This is a genomic window from Sphingomonas sp. Y38-1Y (assembly GCF_032391395.1).
Classification (GTDB): domain Bacteria; phylum Pseudomonadota; class Alphaproteobacteria; order Sphingomonadales; family Sphingomonadaceae; genus Sphingomonas.
Map to the genome: position 1 here is coordinate 1,396,066 of NZ_CP135916.1, position 24,420 is coordinate 1,420,485.

The 24,420-nt window shown below is 69.1% G+C and carries 22 protein-coding genes and 1 tRNA gene; 13 read left to right on the forward strand and 10 right to left on the reverse strand.

What is annotated here, in order from left to right; translation table 11 throughout:
• Positions 1-11 precede the first annotated feature (11 nt).
• From RS883_RS06655 to RS883_RS06680, 6 genes are read left to right on the forward strand one after another with little or no spacing between them, the layout of a single operon-like run.
• Positions 12-1,082 carry an ExeA family protein gene (locus RS883_RS06655; RefSeq protein WP_315764021.1) on the forward strand — a complete coding sequence of 357 codons (1,071 nt, stop codon included), beginning with the start codon at positions 12-14 and terminating at the stop codon, positions 1,080-1,082.
• 16 nt (positions 1,083-1,098) lie between these two features.
• Positions 1,099-1,968: an XrtA system polysaccharide deacetylase gene (locus tag RS883_RS06660; protein ID WP_315764024.1), complete on the forward strand. Its 870-nt coding sequence runs from the start codon at positions 1,099-1,101 to the stop codon at positions 1,966-1,968.
• Entirely contained in the window at positions 1,965-3,035 is a 1,071-nt protein-coding gene (locus RS883_RS06665; protein WP_315764029.1) for a FemAB family XrtA/PEP-CTERM system-associated protein, read from the forward strand. The genes RS883_RS06660 and RS883_RS06665 overlap by 4 nt, the downstream gene beginning before the upstream one ends.
• Complete coding sequence (locus tag RS883_RS06670; protein ID WP_315764032.1) at positions 3,035-4,228, forward strand: TIGR03087 family PEP-CTERM/XrtA system glycosyltransferase; 1,194 nt, start codon at positions 3,035-3,037, stop codon at positions 4,226-4,228. Before RS883_RS06665 ends, RS883_RS06670 begins: the two co-directional genes overlap by 1 nt.
• Complete coding sequence (xrtA, locus tag RS883_RS06675; RefSeq protein WP_315764034.1) at positions 4,225-5,751, forward strand: exosortase A; 1,527 nt, start codon at positions 4,225-4,227, stop codon at positions 5,749-5,751. Before RS883_RS06670 ends, xrtA begins: the two co-directional genes overlap by 4 nt.
• A gap of 1 nt (position 5,752) precedes the next feature.
• Positions 5,753-7,636 carry an XrtA/PEP-CTERM system amidotransferase gene (locus tag RS883_RS06680; RefSeq protein ID WP_315764036.1) on the forward strand — a complete coding sequence of 628 codons (1,884 nt, stop codon included), beginning with the start codon at positions 5,753-5,755 and terminating at the stop codon, positions 7,634-7,636.
• Between the two features lie 3 nt (positions 7,637-7,639).
• Here the strand turns inward: RS883_RS06680 and RS883_RS06685 are convergent, their stop codons facing one another.
• The gene (locus tag RS883_RS06685) at positions 7,640-8,365 is read right to left on the reverse strand and encodes an SDR family oxidoreductase (protein ID WP_315764038.1); all 726 of its coding nucleotides are present in this window, start codon (positions 8,363-8,365) and stop codon (positions 7,640-7,642) included.
• Positions 8,366-8,448: 83 nt separating this feature from the next.
• On the opposite strand from RS883_RS06685, the gene RS883_RS06690 reads away from it, so the two are divergent.
• Together RS883_RS06690 and RS883_RS06695 are read left to right on the forward strand one after the other, a co-directional pair.
• A complete protein-coding gene (locus tag RS883_RS06690) occupies positions 8,449-8,820 on the forward strand; it encodes a helix-turn-helix domain-containing protein (protein ID WP_315764041.1) in 372 nt (123 codons plus the stop codon).
• Positions 8,817-9,329: a DUF1697 domain-containing protein gene (locus tag RS883_RS06695; RefSeq protein ID WP_315764044.1), complete on the forward strand. Its 513-nt coding sequence runs from the start codon at positions 8,817-8,819 to the stop codon at positions 9,327-9,329. The genes RS883_RS06690 and RS883_RS06695 overlap by 4 nt, the downstream gene beginning before the upstream one ends.
• A 29-nt stretch (positions 9,330-9,358) precedes the next feature.
• Here RS883_RS06695 and RS883_RS06700 read toward each other — a convergent pair.
• Positions 9,359-9,435, reverse strand: a tRNA-Pro gene (locus RS883_RS06700).
• 153 nt (positions 9,436-9,588) lie between these two features.
• On the opposite strand from RS883_RS06700, the gene yajC reads away from it, so the two are divergent.
• From yajC to RS883_RS06720, 4 genes are read left to right on the forward strand one after another with little or no spacing between them, the layout of a single operon-like run.
• A complete protein-coding gene (gene yajC, locus RS883_RS06705; RefSeq protein WP_315764047.1) occupies positions 9,589-9,924 on the forward strand; it encodes a preprotein translocase subunit YajC in 336 nt (111 codons plus the stop codon).
• Complete coding sequence (gene secD / locus RS883_RS06710; RefSeq protein WP_315764050.1) at positions 9,924-11,516, forward strand: protein translocase subunit SecD; 1,593 nt, start codon at positions 9,924-9,926, stop codon at positions 11,514-11,516. Before yajC ends, secD begins: the two co-directional genes overlap by 1 nt.
• Before the next feature lie 11 nt (positions 11,517-11,527).
• Complete coding sequence (gene secF / locus RS883_RS06715) at positions 11,528-12,496, forward strand: protein translocase subunit SecF (RefSeq protein ID WP_315764053.1); 969 nt, start codon at positions 11,528-11,530, stop codon at positions 12,494-12,496.
• A 12-nt stretch (positions 12,497-12,508) separates the two neighbouring features.
• Positions 12,509-12,877 carry an Mth938-like domain-containing protein gene (locus RS883_RS06720; protein ID WP_409977401.1) on the forward strand — a complete coding sequence of 123 codons (369 nt, stop codon included), beginning with the start codon at positions 12,509-12,511 and terminating at the stop codon, positions 12,875-12,877.
• Here RS883_RS06720 and RS883_RS06725 read toward each other — a convergent pair.
• The 8 genes from RS883_RS06725 to RS883_RS06760 form a co-directional block, all read right to left on the reverse strand.
• Positions 12,862-13,755: a DMT family transporter gene (locus RS883_RS06725; protein WP_315764057.1), complete on the reverse strand. Its 894-nt coding sequence runs from the start codon at positions 13,753-13,755 to the stop codon at positions 12,862-12,864. The two genes, RS883_RS06720 and RS883_RS06725, sit on opposite strands and share 16 nt — an antisense overlap.
• Positions 13,756-13,825: 70 nt before the next feature.
• Positions 13,826-14,230: a DUF4174 domain-containing protein gene (locus tag RS883_RS06730; RefSeq protein ID WP_315764059.1), complete on the reverse strand. Its 405-nt coding sequence runs from the start codon at positions 14,228-14,230 to the stop codon at positions 13,826-13,828.
• A gap of 38 nt (positions 14,231-14,268) precedes the next feature.
• Positions 14,269-15,150: an acyl-CoA thioesterase II gene (locus RS883_RS06735; protein WP_315764061.1), complete on the reverse strand. Its 882-nt coding sequence runs from the start codon at positions 15,148-15,150 to the stop codon at positions 14,269-14,271.
• Positions 15,150-16,259, reverse strand: a complete 1,110-nt coding sequence (locus tag RS883_RS06740) for an acyl-CoA dehydrogenase family protein (protein WP_315764063.1) — start codon at positions 16,257-16,259, stop codon at positions 15,150-15,152. Before RS883_RS06740 ends, RS883_RS06735 begins: the two co-directional genes overlap by 1 nt.
• 129 nt (positions 16,260-16,388) lie before the next feature.
• Positions 16,389-17,570: an acyl-CoA dehydrogenase family protein gene (locus RS883_RS06745; RefSeq protein ID WP_315764065.1), complete on the reverse strand. Its 1,182-nt coding sequence runs from the start codon at positions 17,568-17,570 to the stop codon at positions 16,389-16,391.
• On the reverse strand, positions 17,567-18,877 hold the full coding sequence (locus RS883_RS06750; RefSeq protein WP_315764067.1) for an amidase family protein: 1,311 nt from the start codon (positions 18,875-18,877) through the stop codon (positions 17,567-17,569). The genes RS883_RS06745 and RS883_RS06750 overlap by 4 nt, the downstream gene beginning before the upstream one ends.
• A 351-nt stretch (positions 18,878-19,228) precedes the next feature.
• Positions 19,229-21,253, reverse strand: coding sequence for a 3-hydroxyacyl-CoA dehydrogenase NAD-binding domain-containing protein (locus RS883_RS06755; protein ID WP_315764069.1), 2,025 nt, complete (start codon positions 21,251-21,253; stop codon positions 19,229-19,231).
• A gap of 21 nt (positions 21,254-21,274) precedes the next feature.
• Positions 21,275-22,507, reverse strand: coding sequence for a serine hydrolase domain-containing protein (locus RS883_RS06760; protein WP_315764071.1), 1,233 nt, complete (start codon positions 22,505-22,507; stop codon positions 21,275-21,277).
• Between the two features lie 144 nt (positions 22,508-22,651).
• On the opposite strand from RS883_RS06760, the gene RS883_RS06765 reads away from it, so the two are divergent.
• Complete coding sequence (locus tag RS883_RS06765; RefSeq protein ID WP_315764073.1) at positions 22,652-24,385, forward strand: class I adenylate-forming enzyme family protein; 1,734 nt, start codon at positions 22,652-22,654, stop codon at positions 24,383-24,385.
• The last annotated feature ends 35 nt before the right edge of the window (positions 24,386-24,420 follow it).

The following is a 24,420-nucleotide window of genomic DNA, read 5'->3' on the forward strand; positions in this document are numbered from 1 at the left end:
CGGGGGCGGCGATGTACGACACGCATTACGGGCTGACCGGGCGACCCTTTCAGCTGACGCCCGATCCGAGTTTCTGGTTCGATACCGCCACGCACCGAAAGGCGATGGCGTATCTTGGCTATGGCCTGGCGCAGGGCGAGGGCTTCATCGTCATCACCGGCGATCCGGGCGCGGGCAAGACGACTTTGGTCGGTCACCTGATGGGCCGGATCGACCGCGAGCGGCTGCACGTCATCCACATCGTTTCGACCCAGGTCGATTCGGCGGACCTGCTGGGGCTGGTCGCGGCGGGACTCGGCATCGCCGCCACCCTGCCCAAGGCGCAGCTGCTGACCGCGATTGAGCGCGGGCTGCACGCCGTCGCGCGCGGCGGCAAGCGCACGCTCTTGATCGTCGACGAGGCGCAGTCGCTGCCGGTGGAGAGCCTGGAGGAGCTGCGCATGCTCTCCAACTTCCAGGCGGGCGGCTATCCACTGCTCCAGATCTTCCTGCTCGGCCAGCCCGAGTTCCGCCATGTCCTGCACGGTGCCGGCAGCCTGGAGCAGCTTCGCCAGCGCGTCATCGCGATGCATCACCTGGAGCCGATGGGCGTCGAGGAGGTGGAGGCATATCTGATCCACCGCCTGACCGTCGTCGGGTGGGACGGACGTCCGTCGTTCGACGAGGGCGCGATCGCTGCGCTCCACGCCTGGTCGGGCGGCGTGCCGCGCCGGCTCAACCAGCTTGCCGCGCGGTTGATGCTGCATGGCGCGATCGAGGGGATCGAGCGGTTCGAGGCGCGCGACGTCGAGACGGTGACCGCCGAGCTCGACGCCGACATGGCGCCGCCCGCGCCGCTGCCCGAGCCGGTGGTGAGGCCGCTCGACGCCGCTGCCCCGCGCCCGATCCGCGCCGAGGGTCCGCCCCCGCCGCCGTCGCAGCCCATGGCTACGGATTCGATGTTGGAGCGCCGCGTCGCCGAACTCGAAGGGCGGCTGGAGGAACAGGATGCGGCGCTGCGCCGTGTCTTGACGCTGCTGGTCGACTGGGTCGAGGGTGAACCGCGAGCCGAAAAGACGGTGCTGCGCGGCTCCGCCGCCTGAACACGAAAGGCCGGCCATGTACCATGATCGCCAGCTCGGCGCCGGGCCCGCCAACGTCATGTCGGTGGACGTCGAGGACTGGTTCCAGGTCGGCGCGTTCGAGCGGGTGATCGACAAGGCCGACTGGCCGCGGCTTCAGCACCGGGTCGAGGCGAACACCGACGCGGTGCTCGCACTGTTCGCCGAGACGGGGGTCAAGGCGACCTTCTTCACGCTGGGCTGGGTCGCGCATCACTATCCCGCGCTGATCCGCCGTATTGCGGAGGCCGGGCATGAGGTGGCGAGCCATGGCTGGGACCATGACCGGGTCTTTACCTTTACCCCCGACCAGTTTCGCGACGACCTCGCCCGCGCGCGCGCGGCGCTGGAGGATGCTGGCGGGCAGGCGGTGACGGGATATCGCGCGCCGAGCTTCTCGTTCGATGCGCGCACGCCCTGGGCGCACCGCGTGCTGGCGGAGGCGGGCTATGGCTATTCCTCGTCGATCGCACCGCTCACCCACGATCATTATGGCTGGCCCGACGCGCCGCGCCGCCCGTTTCGCCCGCTGGCCGACAGCCCGCTGATCGAGATGCCGGTGACGGTCGCGACGGTGCTGGGGCGCGAAGTGACCGCAGGCGGCGGCTTCTTCCGCCTGCTGCCTTCCAGCGTCGTCGAGAAAGCCATCGTCCGGTCCAACGCGGCCGGCGACGCGGCGATCTTCTACTTTCATCCCTGGGAGATCGATCCAGGCCAGCCGCGCGTCCAGAGCGCGCCGCTCAAGTCGCGCATCCGCCATTACAGCCGGCTGGGTGCGATGGCGGGCAAGCTCCGGCGATTGACCGCCAACCATGGTTGGGGCCGCGCCGATTCGATCGCGGCGCGCGCTGCCGCAACGCTGGCATGAACGCGCTATTCACGGCGCCGGCCCTGACGATCCGAGAGGCCGACCTGAACGACACCCGCGAGCGAGCGCGGATCATCGGCTATCTGGCCGAGGATGCGGACTCGACGCCGTTCCACCATCCCGCCTGGAACCGTGCGGTCGTGCGCGCGTGCGGGCAGAAGGCGCATTACCTTGTCGCCGAGCGCGGCGGGACGATCGTCGGCGTGCTTCCGCTGATCGATATCCGCTCGCCCGTGGTCGGCCGCTCGCTGACGTCGGTCGGGTTCGGCGTCGATGGCGGCATCCTCGCCAGCGACCCGAAGGCGCACCGCGCGCTGGAGGATGCGTGCTGGACGCTCGCGCAGACGCTCGGCACCACCACCGTCGACCTGCGCGGCGGCACGGTGACGGGGGAGGGCTGGCACGCCGACCGCGACACCTATTTGGGCTTTGCGCGCGACCTGACCGCAACGCACGAGAGCGAGCTGCTCGCGATCCCCAAGAAGCAACGGGCGGAAGTGCGGCGCAGCTTCACCTTCGATCTCAGCGTGACGACGGGGCGGGGTAAGCGCGACCTGGCGGCGCAGTATCGCTGCTACTCCGAATCGATGCGCAATCTCGGCACGCCGATGTTCCCGCGGTCGCTGTTCTCGGCGATGCTGGAGGAATATGGCGACGACGCCGATATCCTGACGGTGTGGCAGGGCGAGCGCCCGCTCTCCTCCACGCTCAACGTTTATTGGGCGGGAGTGATGTACCCCTTCTATGGCGGCGGGGTGCGTGAGGCGCGCGATCTGCGCGCCAATGATCGCATGTTCTATGGTTATGCCTGCCACGCGCTCGATCGCGGATGCCGGCGGCTGGACCTCGGGCGGTCGAAGGCGGGCAGTGGCCCGGCGGCGTTCAAGAAGAATTTCGGCTATGCGCCGCGGCCGCTCACCTATTGGCGGCGGACGCTGGACGGATCGCCGCCGCGCACCGTCAACCCGCTCGACCCCAAATATGCGCGCAAGACGAAGCTTTGGAAGAAGCTGCCGCTGCCCGTCGCCAATTTGATCGGGCCGCTGATCGCGCGCGGGCTGGGGTGATGGGCGCGACGCTGTTCCTCGCCCACCGCGTTCCCTATCCCCCCGACCGCGGCGACAAGATCCGAGGCTGGCACCTGCTTCGCCACCTGGCCGAGCGGGGCGACGTGCACCTCGTCACCTTCGCCGACGACCGCCGCGACCTGCACCACGATGCCGCGCTGTCGGCGGTGTGCGCGAGCCACCATGTCGCCTGGCGCGGCAAGCCGCAGTGGCGTGCGGGGCTGGAGGCGCTGGCGAGCGGCAAGCCCGTTTCGCTGACGGCCTTCGCGGATACCGGCATCGCCGCGACCGTTCGCCGGCTGATGGCGGTCGAGCCGATCGACACGATCTTCGTCTTCTCGGGCCAGATGGCGCAATATGTGCCGCCGGTCACCGCGGCGCGCGTCGTCATGGATTTCTGCGACGTCGACAGCGCCAAGTTCGCCACCTACGCGACGACTGCCGCCGCGCCGATGGCGTGGATGCTGTCGCGTGAGGCGCGGCTGATGGGCGCGTTCGAGCATGACGTGGCGGAAAGCGTCGACGCCAGCCTGTTCGTCAGCGAGGCCGAAGCCGCGCTGTTCCGATCGGGCGGCCCGGCGCCGCGCGTGATGGTGGTCGAGAACGGCATCGACACCGACTTCTTCGATCCCAATGCGGCGTTCGACCGCGACGCCGCGCTCGGCCTGACCTTCACCGGGCAGATGGATTACCTCCCCAATGTCGAGGCGGCGCAGTGGTTCGCGGGCGAGGTGATGCCCCGGCTCGCCGCGCGCGGGCACGACATCGCCTTCAACATCGTCGGCCGCGCCCCGACCCGCGCGGTGCAGGCACTCGCGAGCGAGCGCGTCCGGGTGACGGGCGAGGTCGCCGACGTCCGCCCCTGGCTCGCCGCCGCGCCGGTCGTCGTCGCGCCGCTGCTCAGCGCGCGCGGCGTGCAGAACAAGGTGCTAGAGGCGATGGCGATGGCGCGGCCGATCGTCGCGAGCATGGTCGCCGCCGAGGGGATCGACCATCGCGGCACGCTGTCGGTCGCGGGCGATCCCGATGCGTTCGCCAATGCGGTCGCGGCGCTGATGACCGATCGTGCCGCCGCCGAGCGGCAGGGCGCCTCGGCGCGGACGTGCGTTCGCGATCGCTATGGCTGGGCCGCGCGCCTCGCCGCGCTCGACGCGATCCTCGAGGCACCACACGCGCGCCGGGCGGCGGCATGACCGTTGCGACGCTGACGGCCGGTCGGCCGATCTTCGGTGAAGCGTGGCGGCGCCATGGGGCGGCGCTGGCGGGGGTGGTCGCCGCGCTCCTGCTGCTGTTCCACCGCGACGTCCGCGACCTGGCCGAGATCTACTGGAACTCGGAGACATTCGGGCATTGCCTGCTCGTCCTGCCGATCTTCGCCTGGCTTGTGTGGCAGCGGCGCGAGCCACTGGCCGAGCTGGTGCCCGCGGGTTGGTGGCCGGGGCTCGTCCTGGTCGCGGGCGGGGCGCTCGCGTGGCTGCTCGGCGCGGCGGCGAGCGTGGCGGTGCTCCGCCATCTCGGCCTCGTCGTCATGATGCAGGGGGCCGCCGTCGCAATCCTCGGCCCCAACATCGCCCGCGCGCTCGCGTTCCCGCTCGCGTGGCTGTTCTTCCTCGTGCCCTTCGGCCAGTCGATCGAGGCACCGCTTCAAGACCTCACCGTGCGGCAGGTGATGCCACTCCTCGACCTGACCGGCGTGCCAGCCACTTACGATGGCGTGCTGATCGTCACGCCCGATGGCGTGTTCGAGGTCGCGGAGGAGTGTTCGGGCGCGCGGTTCGTCCTCGCCATGCTCGCCTTTGCGGTGCTGGCGGCGAATGTGTGCTTCTGCACCTGGCCGCGCCGGATCGCCTTCGTCGCCTTCGCGCTCGCGGCGCCGGTGCTCGCCAATGGCGTACGGGCGTGGGGGACGATCTATGCTGCGCACCTCACTTCGGTCGAGGCGGCGACGGGGTTCGACCATCTCGTCTATGGCTGGGTGTTCTTCGGCGTCGTCATGGCGCTGGTCATGGCGCTCGCCTGGCCGTGGTTCGATCGCGACATCGACACGCCGTGGTTCGATCCGGCGGCGTTCAGGGCCGTACCGCGCCTGGCCGCCCCGCTGCTGCCGGTCGCGGGCGCCGCGCTGGCGATCGCGGTCGTGGGCGCAGGCTGGGCGCACGCAATCGACGCGCGCGCGGCGACGCTGCCGGCACGGATCGAGCTGCCGGAGGTGCCCGGCTGGCGGCGCATACCGATCGGCCCGGTGGCGCCCTGGACCCCGAGCTACCCGGGCGCCGACCATTTCCTGATCGGCCGCTATGCCGATGCCACGGGCGCGACGGTCGACCTATCGATCGCGGTTCAGGCGAGCCAGCGCGAGGGCAAGGAGATCGTCGGCTTCGACATCGGCCCGATCGTCGAGCATGGCGCGTGGCTGCGCGTCGCCGACCTCGCCCCGCTAGAGGGCGGCGCGGCGATGCGGATCACCCATGCCGGCCCGGTCGAGCGCGAAGTGGTGACGTGGGTGCGCATCGGCTCTATCCTGAGCGGCGACCCGAAGCGGGTGAAGCTGGAGACGCTGCGCGTGAAATTGCTGGGGGGCGAACAGGCGGCGGTGGCGGTGCTCGTATCGGCGGAGAAGCGCGGCAGCGAGGACACGCGGGCGACGATCCGCCGCTTCCTCTTCGCGCTCGGTCCGGTCGAGGCGCTGACTGACCGCGCCGCCGGTCGCCGCTAGCATGTGCGGCATCGCAGGGCTGTTCTACCCTGGCACGCCCAAGCCCGTCGAACCCGGCCGCATCGCCGCGATGTGCGACGCTCTGGCCCATCGCGGGCCGGACGGATCGGGCATCTGGACCGCGCCCGGCGTCGGCTTCGGCCATCGCCGGCTGTCGATCATCGATCTCGCCGGCGGACGCCAGCCGATGGCGACCGACGATGGCGAGCTGACCGTCACCTATAATGGCGAAATCTACAATTTCGCCGAGGTTCGCGCCGAACTGGAGGCCAAGGGCGCGCGCTTCCGCACCGCCGGCGATACTGAGGTGCTGCTGCATGGCTGGCGCGCCTGGGGGCCGGAACTGCTGCCCCGGCTCAATGGCATGTTCGCCTTCGCCATCCACGATGCGGCGCGACAGTCGCTGTTCCTGGCGCGCGATCGGATGGGGGTGAAGCCGCTCCATTATATCGAGCTGGCCGACGGTGCGCTTGCGTTTGCGAGCGAATTGAAGGGCCTGCTCGCGCATCCGCTCGTCCGGCGCGAGCTCGATCCCGCCGCGATCGAGGATTTCATGGGCCTGGGCTATGTTCCCGATGATGCGTGCATCGTCGCGGGCGTGCGCAAGCTGCCCGCCGGCCACTTCCTGCTGGTCGAGCGCGGCAAGCCCGTGCCCCAGCCACGGCAATGGTGGGACGTCGACTTTTCCAGGCGCGCCAAGGGCAGCGCCGCCGACCTCGCCGCCGAACTGACCGAGCATTTGCGCGCGGGCGTGCGCAGCCGCATGGTCGCCGACGTGCCATTGGGCGCCTTCCTGTCGGGCGGGGTCGACAGCTCGGCGGTGGTCGCGCTGATGGCGGAGACGTCCAAGCACGCGGTCAAGACCTGCACGATCGGGTTCGAGGAAGCGGGCCATGACGAGCGCGCCTATGCCGGTGAGATCGCACGCCGCTTCGCGACCGACCATCGCGAGCGCGTCGTCGCCGCCGACGATTTCGCGCTGATCGACACGCTGGTGGGTGCGTTCGACGAGCCCTTCGCCGACGCATCCGCGCTCGCCACCTATCGCGTGTGCGAGCTTGCGCGGGCGGAAGTGACGGTCGCACTGTCGGGTGACGGCGCGGACGAGGCGTTGGCCGGCTATCGCCGCTATCGCTTCCACGCCGCCGAGGAGCGGGCGAGGGGGCTGATGCCCGCCCCGCTGCGCCGCGCGGCCGGCGCGCTGGGCGCGATCTATCCCAAGGCCGACTGGGCCCCTCGCGTGCTGCGCGCCAAGACGACGCTGCTCGGTTTGGCCGAGGAGGGCGCCGCCGCCTATGCCAAGGGGGTCGGCGTCACCGGCCCGGCGCTGCGCGCGCGGCTCTACAACCCGGCGATGACGCGGACGCTGGGCGACCATGTGGCCGAGGCGCGCTACTGGCGGACGATGCGTGCCGCGCCGGCGCGCGACGGGCTCGACGCCGCGCAATATGCCGACTTCAAGCATTGGCTTCCCGGCGACATCCTCAACAAGATCGACCGCACCTCAATGGCGGTCAGCCTGGAGGCGCGCGAGCCGCTGCTCGACCACCGCCTGATCGAGTTTGCCGCGACCTTGCCGCCGGCGATGCGGATCCGCGCCGGTCAGGGCAAATGGCTGATGAAGAAGGCGATGGAGCCCTATCTGCCGCGCGATATCCTCTACCGGCCCAAGATGGGGTTCGTGACGCCGGTCACCGCCTGGTTCCGCGGATCGCTCGTAGACGAGGCCACGGGCCTCGCGCGATCGACGCGGCTCGCGACCTGGTTCGAGCCCAAGGCGATCGAGGCGCTCGCCGCCGACCACCGCGCCGGCCGTGCCGATCACGGCCGGACGCTGTGGCAACTCCTGGTGCTCGATCGCAGCGTCGCCCGCCTCTTCGGCTGAGGTTTAGACTTGGCGCATGCCCCCGTCGACGGGCAGCACCGCGCCGGTCGTGAAGCTCGCCGCATCGCTCAGCAGGAACAGCGCCGCCGCCGCCACTTCGTCCGGTCGGGCCATGCGGCCGAGCGGGATCGGGGCGATCAGCTGCTCGCGCATGTCCGCCGGTACGACCGCCATCATATCGGTGTCGGTCGGTCCCGGCGCGACCACGTTGACGCGAATGCCCCGCGGCGCGAGTTCCGCGGCCCAGCTTCGCGCATAGGAACGCAGCGCCGCCTTCGTCGCGGCATAGGTGCTGTAGGGCGAGACGCCCATCCCGTCGGCGATCGAGCCGACCAGAACCACCGACGCGCCATCGGGCAAAGCGGGCAGGGCGGCTTGGAGCCCGAACAGCGCGCCGCGCACGTTGACGCCGAAATGCCGGTCGAAATGCTGCGGCGTCTCATCGGCGATCAGCGCCGGCTCCGACAGGCCCGCATTGAGCACCAGCGCGTCGATCCGGCCATGCGCCGCGCGCACCTGCTCGACCACGCGCACCAGGTCGTCGGGATCGCTGGCGTCGGCGACGATGCCCGTCGCGCCAAGCTCGGCGGCGACCGCTTGGACCTCGGCCGCCCGCCGCCCGGTCAGGAAGACCGTCGCGCCCTCGCCCGCCAGCCTACGGGCGATCGCCAGGCCGATCCCCTTTGCGCCGCCCACCACCAGTGCCACCTTGTCCGTCATCGATGCCATCGTTCGATCCTTTGCGATTACGATGGCGAGCGAGATATACATCGAATATCTGCTAGCAAGAACGCACCTTGAGGAGCCTAGATATGGCCGACGATACCGACCTTGCCGCGCTGTCGTGTCAGGCGATGGTCGACGTGCCGCGCATCCGCCCCGTGCTCGACAAGATCGCGGACAAGTGGACGATCATGATTCTGACCGTGCTGTGCCCGCAGCCCGCGCGCTTCAACGAGATCAAGCGGCGGCTCGACGGCATCACGCACAAGGCGCTGGCCGATGCGCTCAAGCGGCTGGAGCGGCACGGGTTCGTCACGCGCACGGTGCTGCCGACGCAGCCGATCGGTGTCGAATATGCGATCACGCCGCTCGGCCACTCGCTCCGCGAGCCGTTCGAGGCGCTGTGCCGTTGGGCGCTGGCGCATGAGGGCGCGTTCGTGGAAGATCGGCAAGCGGCATGACCGCCTATGTCGGGCTCCTGCGCGCCGTGAATGTCGGCGGCACGGGCAAGCTGGCGATGACCGACCTCAAGCGGCTGTGCGAGGATGCGGGCTTCGCAAACGTGCGCACCTATATTGCCAGCGGCAACGTCGTGTTCGAAAGCGACCTGGGCGCCGATGCGGTCAAGCAGCGGATCGAGGATGCCCTCGCGGCCCATGCCGGTCGGGCGATCCCTGTGGCGATCCGCACGGCCGAAGAGATGGCGGCCGTGCTGCGCGACAACCCGTTCTCCGACGCGCCGAAAAACCGCACGGTCGCCGTCTTCCTGGACGAAGCGCCGGCGCCCGAAGCGCTCGACGGCGTCGTCGCGCCCGATGGCGAGAAGGTCGCGCTCGGCGCCCGCGAGATCTACATAGCCTATGGCGACGCAATGGCGCGGTCGAAGCTGAAGGTGCCGGCGGCCGAGCGCGGGACGGCGCGCAACATGAACACCGTCGCAAAGCTTGCGGCGATGGCGGCGGGTGGCTGATCCCGCTTCGTCCGGCGATGGTTTGAAGTTGGTCGGGACGACAGGATTCGAACCTGCGACCCCCACACCCCCAGTGTGATGCGCTACCAGGCTGCGCTACGTCCCGACCGAGCGCGCGCCTCTACGCGGATCGTTCGGGGAGTGCAAGGGGCTGCGGCCCACGTGCCGGAACCATTGCGCCTGTGCCTGCTGCATGATAGCGCGCGCCGCTTGATGGGGCGATCCGCCCCGCCCCTGAATACAGGCGCAATCGATCCCAATGTTTGCAAGCACAGCCTTCGCCCAGTCCGCGGGCGCCGCATCGCCCGGCATCACCGGCCAGATCCTCGGCATCGCGCCGCTGATCCTGATCTTCGTGGCGTTCTACTTCCTGATGATCCGTCCGCAGCAGCGCCGGATGAAGTCGCTGCAGGACATGATCGCCAATGCCAAGAAGGGTGACACCGTCGTGACTGGCGGCGGCCTGGTCGGCAAGGTGACGCGCGTCGAGGACCAGCATCTGGAGGTCGAGATCGCCCAGAACGTCCGCGTCCGCGTGGTCAAGGGCACGATCGCCGAGGTGACGCCGCTGGGCGGCAAGCCGGCCAACGACTGATGCTCGACTTTCCGCCCTGGAAGAAGTGGCTCACCTGGGCCACCGTGATCGTCGGCGTACTGCTGGCGGTGCCGACGCTGCTATCCGGCACGTCGATTGGGCCGCAGCTGCCCGCCTGGATGAACAAGACCAAGGTCAATCTGGGCCTCGATCTTGCCGGCGGCAGCTACATCCTGCTCGAGGCGCAGACCAGCGACGTGCGCAACCAGCGCCTCGAAACGATGCGCGACACGATCCTGGGCGAAATGCGCCGCGCGCCGCGCATCGCCATCGGCGACATCTCGACGCGTGACGGCCGCATCAGCTTCATGGTCCGCGACGTCACTCAGATCGACGCGGTGCGAGAGCGGCTGCTGCCGCTGACCGCGGGTGCCGGGCTGACCGGCCAGCGCGACTGGAACATCGAGGTGCGGGACACGACGCGTGTCGTCATGACCCCGACCGAGGCCGGCCTTGCCCAGGCGACCGAGCAGGCGATGGTCGATGCGACCGAGGTCGTGCGCCGCCGCGTCGATGAGCTCGGCACGCGCGAGCCGACCATCATCCGCCAGGGTTCGAACCGCATCGTCGTCCAGGTGCCCGGCCTTCAGGACCCGCAGGCGCTCAAGGAGCTGCTCGGCAAGACCGCGCGGCTCGAGTTCAAGCTGGTCGATACCGCCGCCGATCCGGCGCAGCTTGCCCGCGGGCAGGCGCCGATCGGCAGCCAGGTGCTGCCGTATCCGTCGAGCGGCGCGCCGATCGCGGTCAAGCGCTCGACGATCATCTCGGGCGACCAGATCGCCGATGCGCGCCAGGAATATGACCCGCAGACCGGCGCGCCGATCGTCGGCATCCGCTTCAATTCCGAAGGCGGCCGCCGCTTCGCGCGGGTGACGCAGGAGAATACGGGCAAGCCGTTCGCGATCATCGTCGACAACTCGGTGATTTCGGCCCCCAACATCAACGAGCAGATCCTGGGCGGTGCCGCCAGCATTTCGGGCGGGTTCACCGTCGAGAGCGCCAACCAGCTCGCGATCGCGCTCCGTTCGGGCAAGCTGCCCGTCGACCTCACCGTGATCGAGGAATCGACGATCAGCCCCGAGCTTGGCGCCGACTCGATCCAGTCGGGCGTCATCGCCGGCGTGATCGGCACGCTGGCGATCGTCGTGCTGATGCTGTTCGCGTATCTGCGCTTCGGCGTGTACGCCAACATCGCGCTGGTCGTGAACGTCCTGATGATCCTGGGCGTGATGGCGCTGTTCAACGCCACGCTGACGCTGCCGGGCATCGCCGGCTTCGTGCTGACGATCGGTGCCGCGGTCGATGCGAACGTGCTCATCAACGAGCGCATTCGCGAGGAGCGGCGCCGCGGGCGCAGCGTCAATTCGGCAGTCGAGTTCGGCTACAAGGAAGCGACGCGCGCGATCTTCGACGCCAACGTCACCAACGCCATCGCCGCGGTGATGATGTTCGTGTTCGGCGCGGGCCCCGTGCGCGGTTTTGCCGTGGTGCTCATCATCGGCATCGTCACCTCGGTGTTCACCGCCGTTACCTTTACCCGTTTGATGGTCGCCGACTGGCTGAAGAAGCGTCCGCGCGAGCTGGTGATCTGAGGAAGTCTGCGATGCGTCCGCTCAAGCTTGTCCCTGACAACACCAACATCGACTTCATGTCGTTCCGCAAGATCGCCGCGGTGATCTCGACGGTAATGGTGATCGCCTCGCTGGCGCTGCTCGTCACGCGCGGCCTCAATTTCGGCATCGACTTCGTCGGCGGGCAGCTCGTCCGCGTGACCTTCTCGCAGGATGTCGAGATCGAGCAGCTGCGCGCGCGCGTCGATGCGCTCGGCGTCGGCGAACCGACGATCCAGCAGTTCGGTAGCGCGCGCGACATCGCGATCCGCCTGCCGGTGCCGGAAAACGAGACGCCCGCGTCCGCCAGCCAGGCGGCGCAGAAGCTGCGTGACACCATCGAGCAGGCCTATCCCGGCGCGCGCGTCGGATCGGTCGAGGCGGTGTCGGGCAAGGTGTCGGGCGAATTGTTCGAGAAGGGCGCCCTCGCGCTCGGCCTCGCGATGATCGCCATCGCAATCTACATCTGGTTCCGCTTCGAATGGCAGTTCGGCGTCGGTGCGCTGCTCGCGCTCGCGCAGGACATGATCGTCGTGCTGGGCTTCTTTGCGGCGACGCAGCTGGAGTTCGACCTCAACACGATCGCCGCGCTGCTGACGATCATAGGCTACTCGCTGAACGATAAGATCGTCATCTTCGACCGCGTGCGCGAGAATCTGCGCAAGTTCCGGCGGATGGGGATCGTCGAGATCCTGAACCTGTCGATCAACGAGACGCTGTCGCGCACCGTCATGACCTCGCTGTCGATCACGATGCCGCTGCTCGTCCTCGTGTTCTTCGGCCCCGATGTGATCTTCGGCTTCAGCCTGGCGATGGCGCTCGGCATCATCGTCGGCACCTGGTCGTCGATGTTCGTCGGCAACGGCATCCTCATCCAGTTCAACGTCTCGCCCGAGAATTTCGATCGCAAGGCGGTGACGGCGAACGCCAACGCGGAGCGCGTGGCCCCGCGCGAGCGTTAAGCACGGATGCGGATGGATCGCGATCAGCGCGGCGAGGGGCCGCTCATCAGCGGCATCGTCGGGCGCGGCTTTCGCATCGATGATGGCGTCTATGAGGGGCTGGTGATTACGCCCAAGCGCGCCGACGGCTGGTCGCCGCCGCCGATCGCGGAGCTGACCGAAGCCAATCTCGCGCCCGCGCTGGCGATCGATCCGCTGCCAGAGTTTATCGTACTGGGCACCGGCAATCGCCTCGTCCGCCCGCCGCGCGCCCTGATCGCGGCGCTGGAGGCGAAGGGCATCGGCGTGGAGCCGATGGACAGCCGTGCGGCGGCCCGCGCCTGGGGCGTGCTGCGCGCGGAACTCCGCTGGGTCGCCGCCGCGATCTATCCGCTCGACTGAGGAACCGCGGCTAGCCGGCGGCGATGCTCGCGCCAGGCGATGTAGATGCCGCTGGCGATCAGGATCGGCGCGCCGATCCACGTCGTGTCACTCGGCAGCTGGCCGAACAGCAGGAAACCCAGCAGCGTCGCCCAGAGCAAGGCCGAGTAATCCATCGGGACGACGATGGAGATCGGCGCATGACGCAGCGCCGCGGTCAGCGCGATCTGGCCCGCGCCGCCGACCACGCCGATCCCGACCAGCATCGCCCAGGTCCCGAGCGCATGGGGACGCAGGTCGGCGAGCCAGAACGGCAGCAGCGGCGGCAGCGACAGCAACGAGAACCAGAACACCGTCGTTCCCGCGCTCTCGGTCCGGCCGATCTGGCGCAGCAGCACCGAGATGACCGCGATCATGAAGGCGGAGGCGAGCCCGACGGCCGCGCCCGCCACGGGGATGGTGTGGCCGCCGGGCTGGACGATGATGAGGATGCCGACGAAGCCCGCCACCACTGCGCCCCAGCGGTGCCAGCCGGTCGGCTCGCGCAGCCAGAGCGCGCCGAGCAGCGTCGCGAACAGCGGTGCGGTGAACTGGAACGTCGTTGCTTCGGCAAGCGGGAGGAGGTGCAGCGACCCGAACGTCGCGGTCATGCCGATCAGGCCGGCGGCGGCGCGGCGGGCGTGCGCGCCGAAGCGCTGCGTCCGGACCGTGCCGATGCCGTCGGTTCGCCACAGCCAGAGGATGACGATCGGCAGCGCGCAAAGCTGGCGGAAGAACATCGTCTCGATCAGGCCGGCACCATGCTGCTCGGCAAGCTTCACCAGCGCGCCCATCGTCGCGAGCAGCGCGACGGCGAGGAGGCGCAGCGCAATGCCCTTGAGGATGGAGTCGCCGGTCACCCGTGCGGGCTAGGCGGGGGATTGCTGCGCCGCAATGCGTTTGTCGTCGCAGCCCGCGCGACGTCGGGAGTTACCGCGCGGCGATCTCGCGCTGGCGCATCGGCATCGCGTCGATGGTGCGCTCCAAGTGGCGGGGCGGGATCGCCTCTGCCGAGCGGAGCTTGACGCCGCCGTCACGGCCGACCAGCACCACGCCGAAGCGCGTCCGCGACATCGCGTAACGCTGGCGGATCGCGGCGGCATAGTCGTGCGCACCGGCGACGGAATCGCCCACCACCTCGATTACATGCACGTCGCGATCGTTGAGCGACGAGCGCGCCTGATGCAGCAACGCCTGCTGTCGGAGCAGCATCGGATCGTTGCGATTGGGCGCGAAGACGATGACGAGGCGCGGGTCGCGAGCGCGCTGTTCGATCGAACCGGGCCGCGGCTGGACAGCGGCGGCGATGCTGAGGGGGATAAGCGCTTCGATCACCCACAATGAACGCGAAACCCGCGGGAAAGTGCCATCGCTCAGCCGCGACGGCGGATCAGCCCTTCCTGCGCGGCGCTGGCGACGAGGCGGCCGTCGCGCGTGTAGATGCGGCCGCGATTGTGGCCGCGGGCATGGCCCGACCAAGGACTGTCGGTCGTGTACAGCAGCCACTCGTCCGCGCGCAGCGGTTCGTGCAGCCACAGCGCATGGTCCAGGCTGGCGGTCTGCACCGATCCGTCCAGCCAAGTGAGGCCGTGCGGCAGCATGCAGGTGCCGAGCAGCGTCATGTCGCTGGCATAAGCGAGCATCGCGCGGTGGAGCGCCGGATCGTCGGGAAGCGGCGCGGCCACGCGGAACCAGTTGTGCTGGACGGGCTCGCCGGGTGCGCTGGAGAACCAGTGCTCGGGCGCGGTCGGGCGCACTTCAATGGGCCGTGCGCGCAGGAAGAAGCGGCGCATCTTTTCGGGCACACGCGCCTCGATCTCCTGCCGCAGCTCGGTTTCGCTGCGCAGCGCCTCGGGTGGGGGGACGTCGGGCATCGCTTCCTGGTGCGACAGCCCATCCTCGGGCGTCTGGAAGCTGGCGATCATGTTGAGGATCGGCGTGCCGCGCTGCATCGCGATGACGCGACGATTGGCGAAGCTGCGGCCGTCGAAGTCGCGCACCACGCGGTAGATGATCGGGTGATCCTCGCTGCCCGGCCGCATGAAATAGGCGTGGAGCGAGTGCGCGACCTTGTCGTCGTCGACCGACCGCTGCGCGGCCTGAAGCGCCTGAGCGATCACCTGGCCGCCGAACACTCGGCCGACACCGCCGGGCTGGCGCGCCCCGCGATAAAGGTCGGTGTCGATCGTCTCGACGTCGAGCAGCTCGATCAGCTGCGCGACGAGGCCCTCCGCGGTGGTCGCGCGTTCCGCCATCAATAGCCGCTGGCGCGGGCGAGCGCGTCGGCATGGTGGCCGGCATCGCCGAACAGCTCCGCCAGCACCCGCGCGCGCTTCATGTAGAAGCCGATGTCGTAATCGTCGGTCATGCCGATTCCCCCGTGCATCTGGATGCCTTCCTGCACCGACAGCGTCGTGGCAAGCCCCGTCATCGCCTTGGCAACCATCGTCGCCTCGCCCGCGCGGGGATCGCCGGCGTCGAGCAATTGCTGCGCCTTGAGCACCGCGGCGCGGGCGATCTCCATTTCGGAATAGAGGTGTGCGGCGCGGTGCTGGAGCGCCTGGAAGCTGCCGATCGGCTGCCCGAACTGCTTGCGCTGCTTGAGATAGTCGACGGTCATGTCCATCGCGCCGCCGCCGACGCCGAGCAGTTCGGCCGACGCGCCGGTGCGGCCCGCGGCCAGCAGGCGGTCGAGCACGGCCTGGCCGCCGCCCACCTCGCCGATCACCGCGTCGGCATCGACCTCGACCCCATCGAAGACGAGCTCGCTGGCGAGGCTCGAGTCCGCAAGCCGGCGCGGGTCGGCGGTGAGGCCGGCCGCGCCCGCTTCGACCGCAAACAGGGTCACGCCCTCGCCGGTCTGCGCGGCGACGAGGATAAGGTCGGCGACGTGGCCGTGCTGGACGGATCGCTTGGTGCCCGACAGCTTGAAGCCGTTGCCGGAACGCTCAGCCGCCATCACTACGCGGCCGGTGTGCTTGGCGCCCTCGTCGATCGCGAGCGCGGCGACGGTCTCGCCCCCGGCGATGCCGCGAAACCAGCGCGCGGCATGGGCGGTCCCCTTCAGCGCCTCGACCGCGGCGACGGCGGTCGAGAGGAAGGGCGAGGGTGACAGGTTGCGCCCGATCGCCTCCATGACGACGCCCGCCTCGACATGACCGAGGCCGAGGCCGCCCTGGTCCTCGGGCACGAGGATGCCGGTGAAGCCCATTTCGGCAAACTGGCGCCACAGGTCGCGGCTGAAGCCGGTCTGGTCATCCGCATCGCGGAGCGCGCGCAGGTGGCGGACAGGGGCGTGCTCGGTCACGAACTCCGCCGCGGTATCGCGCAGCATCGCCTGTTCGTCGTTGAGGTAGAGGGGCATTACATCTCCCTCTCCCCTTCAGGGGAGAGGGCCGGGGAGAGGGGCAGTCCTCTCCGTACCGGCCCATCGCTATGGTTGTGGACTGCCCCTCTCCCAACCCTCTCCCCTGAAGGGGAGAGGGCTATTCGGTCAGCTCGGCAGTTCCAAGATTCGCTTGGCGATGATGCCGAGCTGGATCTCGCTGGTCCCGCCCTCGATCGAGTTCGCCTTGGTGCGCAGCCATGCGCGCGCCTTTGCGCCGCCGCCCGAGCCCTCGCTCTCCCATTCGAGCGCGTCCGATCCGCCCGCCGCCATGACGAGCTCGTGGCGCTGCTTGTTGAGCTCGGTGCCGGCATATTTCATCATGCTGGGCTGCGCCGGATGCGCGCGCCCGGCCTTCAGTTCGTCGATGAAGCGCTCCGACATGGCGGCAAAGGCGCGGGCGCGGACGTCGAATTCGGCGATCGCGGCGCGCAGCATCGGGTCGGCGAGCCGGCCGGACTCGTCCAGGCCGATGGTGGCGATCGCCCCCTCGACCAGCGGATTGCCGCCGGTCGATTGGCCGAGCCCCATGCCCGAGATCATCTCGCGCTCATGCCCCAGCAGGTATTTCGCGACGTCCCAGCCCTTGTTCTCGTCATGGATGCGATTGGCCTTGGGCACCTTTACATCGTCGAAGAAGGTCTCGCAGAACGGCGAATAGCCGCTGATGAGCAGGATCGGGCGCGTCGAGACGCCCTCGCTCTCCATGTCGAACAGGACGAAGCTGATGCCGCCCTGCTTCGATTCCTTCGAGGTGCGGACGAGGCAGAAGATCCAGTCCGCCTTGTCGGCATAGCTGGTCCACACCTTCTGCCCGTTGACGACATAGTGGTCGCCCGCATCTTCCGCGCTGGTGGCAAGCCCGGCGAGGTCCGAGCCGGCGTTGGGCTCCGAATAGCCCTGGCACCAGCGGATCTCACCGCGCGCGATGCGGGGCAGATGCTCGAGCTTCTGTGCCTCGGTCCCGTATTTGAGGAGCGCCGGGCCGAGCATCGAGATGCCGAAGCTCGATAGGGGATTGCGCGCACCGATCGCGGCCATCTCCTCTTTCAGGATCTTGGCCTGTGCCGGCGACAGCCCGCCGCCGCCATACTCGGTCGGCCAGTCGGGCACGGTCCAGCCGCGCGCGGCCATCGCGTCCATCCATTCCTTCTGCCCGGGCTGATAGACCGCCCGGCGCCCGCCCCAGCAGACATCCTTTTCGCTGCGCACGGGCTGGCGCATCTCGGCCGGGCAGTTCGCCTCCAGCCATTCACGGGTTTCGTGACGGAACGCGGCAAGGTCGGTCATGACGGGCTTTCCTGAAGCTGGCGGTCGATCAGGCGGGCAATGGCGATCGCGTGATGGTCGTGGTGGCGCGCCGTCATCACCTGGACGCCGGCGGGCAGGCCGTCGAAGCGGCCGACGGGCACGACGCAGGCGGGCAGGCCCGGATAGGTGGCGAGCCCCGCCCAGGCGAGGTGCGCGTCATAGGGGCTCTCGGCCCCGTCGATGTCGAGCGTGCGGTCGGCCAGCGGCCGGCTGTCGTGCGGAAAGGCGAGCGTCGCGGCGGGCGGGGCGATCACCGCATCGACCTCGGCGAACAGCTTGCCCCAGGCGCGCGTGCTGCGTGCCTGCGCGTCGAGCCAGCTCAGCCAGGCGAGCAGCGTCGGCATCGTGTGGTGAAGGTCGGGCTGCGAGCGCGCGAACACGACGTTGAGCATCTTGCCATACGCCTCGTGCTGGCGCGCGAGGTCAGGAAGGGCGGGGTGCTCGCGGATCACCTCGACCCCGGCGCGAGACAGCGCCTCCGTCGCGCGCTCGATCGCTTCCACACAGGCGGCGGCAGTCGGCGTGGCGGGATGCGCGGTAAGCGCGAGGACGCGGCGCGGCGGCCCGGACGGGCGGGGAAGCGGCAGCTCGGCGAGCAGGTCGAGGAGGACGGGCAGGTCCTCGCCCGACCGCGCCATCGGGCCGACCACGCCCAGCACCGTCTCCGCCCCGTCCGTACCCGGATAGCGGTGGCCGAGGCTGCTGATCGCCGCCCAGCTCGGCTTCAGGCCCCAGACGCCGCAGAAATGCGCGGGGACGCGGATCGAGCCGCCGATGTCGCTGCCCATCTCGATCGGCACATAGCCCGCCGCGAGCGACGCGGCCGATCCGCCCGAGCTTCCGCCGGGGGTGCGGGCGGGGTCGAGCGGGTGGTGGGTGCGGCCGTGGATCGAGTTGACCGACTGCCAGTCGCCCAGCCCTTTCGGCACGTTGGTCTTGCCCAGGATGATGGCGCCCGCGGCCTTGAGCCTCCGGACCGCCTCGGCATCGCTGGCGGCGATGTTGCCCGCGTGATGCGCGAAGCCCCAGTGCGTGGGCAGGCCGGCGACGTCGAACGCTTCCTTCACCGTCATCGGCACGCCGAGCAGCGGCATGCCGTCCCCCGCCGCCCCGCGCGCATCGATCGCATCGGCCGCCGCACGCGCGCGATCGAAATCGCGGACGACGACGGCGTTGATGGCGGTGTCTGCGGCTTCGATGCGAGCGATGGCGGCGTCGGTCTCCGCGCGGGCGGAGGTTTCCCCCGCGCGGATCGCGGCGGCGGTGGCGAGCGCGGAGCGGGTCATGCTTTCCCCATCTCCGTTCGTGCTGAGTAGCGGCCGAGTAGCCGCGTCAGCGGCGTATCGAGGTCGCGTATCGAAGCACCGTTCCACGCACCAACATCCTTCGATACGCCGTCTCGATACGCGCTTTGCGCTACTCGACGGCTACTCAGGACGAACGGGGTGGGAATGGGTAGGGGGGTAGGAGAAGGTGCGCACACCCCCCTCCGTTCGGTTCGAGCGAAGTCGAGAACCGCTACCGAGCGAAGCGAGGCGCCTCGGCTACGCTCGACCAGGTCCCTCGACTTCGCTCGGGACAAACGGAAGGGGAGGCGTGTCACGCGAAGCGTCGCCGGAAGAAGAAGCGCGCAGAGCTCAATTGAACTTCTCGCCCTTCTCCGCCTTGTCGCGCAGCAGCTTCGCCACCTCGAAGCCGTGCTTCTCCAGCCCCGCGACGATCTTGGCCAGGCCCTCCTGATCGGCCCAGAACATCGGCCCGCCCTTGTACGGGGGGAAGCCGTAGCCGTAGATCCAGACCACATCGATGTCGCTCGCGCGCTGCGCCATGCCTTCTTCGAGGATGCGGGCGCCCTCGTTGACCATGGTATAGAGCGTACGCTCGGTGATCTCCTCGTCGGTCACCTCGTGCTGCGGCGTGCCCGTCTTCTGGCGGAACTCCTCGATGATCTCGGCGACGCGCGGGCTGTTCGATGGCTGGCGCTTCTCGTCATAGTCGTAGAAGCCGGCGCTCTTCTTCTGGCCCCAGCGTTCCTCGGCGGCGAGGGCATCGCGGATGCTCTCGATCCGGGTGGGATCACGGTGCCAGCCGATGTCGACGCCGGCGAGGTCGGCCATCTGGAACGGCCCCATCGGCATGCCGAAGGCGACATGGACGCGGTCGACCTGTTCGGGCGTCGCACCCTCCAAGAGGAGGTTCATCGCCTCGACCTGGCGCGGCATCAGCATGCGGTTGCCGATGAAGCCGTGGCAGACACCGGCGACGACCGCGACCTTCTTGATCTTCTTGGCCACCGCCATCGCGGTGACGAGCGCGTCGGGCGCGGTCTTGGCGCCGCGCACGACCTCCAACAGCTTCATCACGTTGGCGGGCGAGAAGAAGTGGAGGCCGAGCACGTCCTGCGGCCGGCTCGTCACGCCAGCGATCTCGTCGATGTTGAGGTAGGAGGTGTTGGACGCGAGGATCGCGCCGGGCTTGGCGATCTTGTCGAGCTTGCCGAAAATGTCCTTTTTGACGTCCATCGACTCATAGACCGCCTCGATGATGAGGTCGCAGTCGGCGAGGTCGTCCAGGCTGAGCGTGGGCTTCAGAAGCCCCATCGCGCCTTCCACCTGATCGGCGGTCATCCGGCCCTTGGCCGCGGTCGCCTCGTAATTCTTGCGCATCACACCGGTGCCGCGGTCGAGCGCGTCCTGTTGCATCTCGACGATCGTCACGGGGATACCCGCCGACAGGAAGTTCATGCTGATGCCGCCGCCCATCGTGCCGGCACCGATCACGCCGACGCGCTTGATTTCGCGCGGCTGGGTTCCCTCGGGCAGGCCGTCGATCTTCGATGCCTTGCGCTCGGCGAAGAAGATGTGGCGGAGCGCCGCCGACTGCTTGCCCATGACGAGCTTCATGAAGCCCATGCGCTCGCGCTGGACGCCCTCGGCATAGGGCTTGCCGGCGGTGGTCTCGATCACCTCGATGATCTCGGCCGGGGCGTCGAGGCCGCGGAAGCGCTTGGCGTTGGTCTTGCGGAACGCCTCGAACACGGCGGGATCGACATCGACCGGTGCCTCGCTGGTGCGCGGCAGCGGGCGGGCGTCGGCGACCTCTTTGGCAAAGGCGATGGCGTCGGCGAGCAGGTCGTCACCGGCGATGCGATCGACCAGGCCCGCTTCCTTGGCCTTGGCAGCGGGAATCGGATCGCCCTTGGACGCCATTTCCAGCGCCGTCTCGACGCCCGCGACGCGCGGCAGCCGCTGCGTGCCGCCCGCGCCGGGCAGGATGCCGAGCTTGACTTCGGGCAGCCCGAACTTCGCCGACTTCACCGCGATCCGGTAATGCGCGGCCAGCGCGACCTCCAGCCCGCCGCCCAGCGCCGTGCCGTGGATCGCGGCGACGACGGGCTTCTCCGACGCCTCGATCTTGTCGACCAGTACCGGAAGCGAGGGCTCGGCCATCATCTTGCCGAACTCCGTGATGTCGGCACCCGCGAAGAAGGTCTGGCCCTCGCACGCGATCACCACCGCCTTGATGCCGTCATCGGCCGCGGCCTCGTCGATCGCCTTGTCCAGCCCCTGCCGCACCGCGGCGCCCAGCGCATTGACCGGCGGGTTGTTCGACAGGACGACCAGCACGTCGCCCTCGCGGCGGGTGGTGATGGGGGAAGTCATGGATGCCATCTCCTTGGGCAATCAATCCAGCGCCGCGTGGATCATCGTGCGAAGCTCGCGGCGGATGGGATAGAGGCTCGACGGGCTGAGCTGCGTCATGAAGATCATGTGCAGTCGCTCGACCGGATCGATGAAGAAGGCGGTCGAGAACATGCCGCCCCAATAATAATCGCCGACGCTGCCGGGGACGAGCGTCGAGGCGACGTCCTGCGTCACGGCAAAGCCCAGGCCGAAGCCGATGCCCGCATTGGTCGCCTCGCTGAACATCGACCGCGACATCGACGACAGGTCGCCGCCGCCGGGCAGGTGGTTCATCGTCATCAGCTCGATCGTCTTGCGGCCGAGGATGCGCGTGCCCTCCAGGCTGCCGCCATTCAGCAGCATCGAGCAGAAGCGATGATAGTCGAGGCTGGTCGAGACGAGCCCGCCGCCGCCCGAGACGAGCCGCGGCTTGTGCGCCCAGGCACTCGACGCGCCGGGATCGTACATCACCCGGCCTTCGCCCGCCTTGAACGCATAGCAGTCGGCGAGCCGCGCGAGCTTGTCGGCGGGCACGTGGAAGAAGGTGTCGGGCATGCCGAGGGGCGCGAAGATGCGGTTCGCCAGCACCTCGTCCAGCGGCTTGTCCTCGATCCGCTGGATCACCGCGCCGAGCACGTCGGTCGCGACCGAGTAGTTCCAGGCATCGCCCGGCGAGAATTCAAGCGGCAGCTTGCCCAGTTCGGCGATGAAGCTGTCGAGGTCGAGATTGCCGTGCCACGCCTCCAGCTTCAGCTCGCGGTGCGCCGCGTCGACATTGGTGCGGTTCTGGAAGCCATAGGTGAAGCCCGCGGTATGGCGGAGCAGGTCGACCATCTGCATCGGCCGGGCGGTCGGACTCGTCAGGAACGGCACCCCCGCGCCGCCGCCCGCATAGACGCCGACGCCCTTCAGCTCCGGCAGGATGCGGTGGACCGGGGTGTCGAGCGCGACGCGCCCCTCCTCGACCAGCATCATAAACGCGGCGCTGGCGATCGGCTTGGTCATGGAGGCGATGCGAAACAGCGTGTCGGGGCCGACGGGCGTCCCGTCGCCGCGCGCGTTGCCGAGGTGGCCAAAATGGGCGATCGCGCCATCGCGCGCGACCAGCACCTGGGCGTGCGGGATCAGCCCCGGTTCGACATAGCGCTCGGCCAGGAACGCATCGATCCGGGCGAGCCGGTCGGGCGCGAAGCCGAGCGAGGCGGGATCGTCGTGGATCGCGCGATCGAGCATACCTGTCGTTCGAATCCTCTCATCTTGTCGCCAGCGAACCGGCGCGATCACCTATTATCTTGAGCGCGGATCGAATCAACACTAACCTTCACGCAAACGTCAATCGGGCAAACCCGATCTTCGACAGCGACGAGGAGAGATGCGATGGCGACCGCCCCCGAGCCCAAGCCGTGGCCGGCGATGACGCTTGCCGAGATCGAGGCGCTGACCACCGCGCCCGGCCAGCGGTTCGAGATCGAGACCGCCGAAATCGGCGGCGTGCCGACCCGCATCTGGAAGAACGCACCACCGAACCTTGCGCTCCTTGCCGCCTTCTCGCGCAGCCACGGCGCGCGCGAATTCGTGGTGCACGAGGACGAACGCGTCACCTATGACGCGCATTTCCGCGCGGTGGCGCAGCTTGCTGCCCGGTTGACCGAGCTGCGGTTGGGGAAGGGCGACCGCGTCGCCTTTGCCATGCGCAACCTGCCCGAATGGCCGGCGATCTTCTTCGCCGTCGCCAGCATCGGCGCGATCGCCGTACCGCTCAACGCGTGGTGGAGCGCGGGCGAGCTCGCCTATGGCATCGCCGATTCGGGGGCGACGCTGCTGATCCTCGACGGCGACCGCTATGACCGGTTCAAGGGCGAGTTGCCCGCGCTGCCGGGGCTCAAACACGTCTTCGTCACCCGGCCGAAAGGGCCGGTCGAGGCGCCGGCGCAGGGGTTCGACGCGCTGCTGCCGTCGCCCAACGACTGGGCCACCCTGCCGGAGGCCGGCCTGCCGCCCGCCGCCGCGACGATCGCGCCCGATGACGACGTCGTCATCTTCTATACCAGCGGCACGACCGGCGCGCCCAAGGGGGCGCTGGGCACCCACCGCAACATGACCACCAACATCTTCAGCTCGGCCTATTGCGCGGCGCGCGCGATGCTGCGCCGGGGCGAGATGCCGCCGGCCGCGCCCGAGCCCAAGATCGGCCTGCTCGTCATTCCGCTGTTCCACGTCACCGCCTGCTCCGCCTCGCTGATGGGGACGGTGGCGAGCGGCGGGACGATCGTGCTGATGCGCCGCTGGGATGCGGGCGAGGCGCTGAAGCTGATCGAGCGCGAGCGGGTGCAGCTGACCGGCGGGGTGCCGACGATCGCGTGGCAGCTGCTCGAGCATCCCGACCGCGACCGCCACGACCTGTCGAGCCTGGAGGCGATCCAATATGGCGGCGCGCCGGCCGCGCCCGAGCTCGTCCGCCGGATCGAGGCCGAGTTCGGCGCGGCGCCCGGCAGCGGCTGGGGCATGACCGAGACGATGGCGACGGTGACGCAGCACACGGGCGAAGACTATCTCAACCGCCCCGACAGCTGCGGCCCGCCCGTGCCCGTCGCCGAGCTCAGGATCATGTCCGTCGAGGGCGATCGCGAGTTGGCCGTAGGCGAGGTCGGCGAGCTCTGGGCGCGCGGGCCGATGATCGTGAAGGGATACTGGAACAAGCCGGAGGCGACGGCGGCGACCTTCGTCGATGGCTGGGTTCGCACCGGCGACCTCGCGCGGCTGGATGCCGAGGGGTTCTGCTACATCGTCGACCGCGCCAAGGACATCGTCATCCGCGGCGGCGAGAACATCTATTCGATCGAGGTCGAGAACGTCCTCTACGCGCATCCCTCCGTCACCGACGCGGCGCTGGTCGGCGTGCCCCACCGCACGCTGGGCGAGGTGCCGGCGGCGGTCGTCCACCTGTGCCGCGGTTGCGAGGCGAGCGAGGCGGAGCTTCAGGACTGGGTCGCCAAGCACCTGGCGAGCTTCAAGGTGCCGGCGATGGTGCGGTTCGTCGACACCGTGCTGCCGCGCAACGCCAACGGCAAGATCCTGAAGGGCGAGCTGCGAAAGATGTTCGAGGCGTGATGTACCCCGGCGAAGGCCGGGGTCCAGGTGGGAAG

What these genes read in the sequence shown, in the direction of transcription:
- RS883_RS06660 (WP_315764024.1), top strand. Translation starts at nt 1,099, where the DNA reads ATGTACCATGATCGCCAGCTCGGCGCCGGGCCCGCCAACGTCATGTCG.
- RS883_RS06745 (WP_315764065.1), bottom strand. Translation starts at nt 17,570, where the DNA reads ATGACCGACCTTGCCGCGTTCCGTCACGAAACCCGTGAATGGCTGGAG.
- RS883_RS06680 (WP_315764036.1), top strand. Translation starts at nt 5,753, where the DNA reads ATGTGCGGCATCGCAGGGCTGTTCTACCCTGGCACGCCCAAGCCCGTC.
- RS883_RS06765 (WP_315764073.1), top strand. Translation starts at nt 22,652, where the DNA reads ATGGCGACCGCCCCCGAGCCCAAGCCGTGGCCGGCGATGACGCTTGCC.
- RS883_RS06690 (WP_315764041.1), top strand. Translation starts at nt 8,449, where the DNA reads ATGGCCGACGATACCGACCTTGCCGCGCTGTCGTGTCAGGCGATGGTC.
- RS883_RS06750 (WP_315764067.1), bottom strand. Translation starts at nt 18,877, where the DNA reads ATGACCCGCTCCGCGCTCGCCACCGCCGCCGCGATCCGCGCGGGGGAA.
- RS883_RS06695 (WP_315764044.1), top strand. Translation starts at nt 8,817, where the DNA reads ATGACCGCCTATGTCGGGCTCCTGCGCGCCGTGAATGTCGGCGGCACG.
- RS883_RS06655 (WP_315764021.1), top strand. Translation starts at nt 12, where the DNA reads ATGTACGACACGCATTACGGGCTGACCGGGCGACCCTTTCAGCTGACG.
- RS883_RS06665 (WP_315764029.1), top strand. Translation starts at nt 1,965, where the DNA reads ATGAACGCGCTATTCACGGCGCCGGCCCTGACGATCCGAGAGGCCGAC.
- secD (WP_315764050.1), top strand. Translation starts at nt 9,924, where the DNA reads ATGCTCGACTTTCCGCCCTGGAAGAAGTGGCTCACCTGGGCCACCGTG.
- yajC (WP_315764047.1), top strand. Translation starts at nt 9,589, where the DNA reads ATGTTTGCAAGCACAGCCTTCGCCCAGTCCGCGGGCGCCGCATCGCCC.
- RS883_RS06670 (WP_315764032.1), top strand. Translation starts at nt 3,035, where the DNA reads ATGGGCGCGACGCTGTTCCTCGCCCACCGCGTTCCCTATCCCCCCGAC.
- RS883_RS06685 (WP_315764038.1), bottom strand. Translation starts at nt 8,365, where the DNA reads ATGGCATCGATGACGGACAAGGTGGCACTGGTGGTGGGCGGCGCAAAG.
- RS883_RS06720 (WP_409977401.1), top strand. Translation starts at nt 12,509, where the DNA reads ATGGATCGCGATCAGCGCGGCGAGGGGCCGCTCATCAGCGGCATCGTC.
- RS883_RS06740 (WP_315764063.1), bottom strand. Translation starts at nt 16,259, where the DNA reads ATGCCCCTCTACCTCAACGACGAACAGGCGATGCTGCGCGATACCGCG.
- RS883_RS06755 (WP_315764069.1), bottom strand. Translation starts at nt 21,253, where the DNA reads ATGACTTCCCCCATCACCACCCGCCGCGAGGGCGACGTGCTGGTCGTC.
- xrtA (WP_315764034.1), top strand. Translation starts at nt 4,225, where the DNA reads ATGACCGTTGCGACGCTGACGGCCGGTCGGCCGATCTTCGGTGAAGCG.
- RS883_RS06760 (WP_315764071.1), bottom strand. Translation starts at nt 22,507, where the DNA reads ATGCTCGATCGCGCGATCCACGACGATCCCGCCTCGCTCGGCTTCGCG.
- secF (WP_315764053.1), top strand. Translation starts at nt 11,528, where the DNA reads ATGCGTCCGCTCAAGCTTGTCCCTGACAACACCAACATCGACTTCATG.
- RS883_RS06735 (WP_315764061.1), bottom strand. Translation starts at nt 15,150, where the DNA reads ATGGCGGAACGCGCGACCACCGCGGAGGGCCTCGTCGCGCAGCTGATC.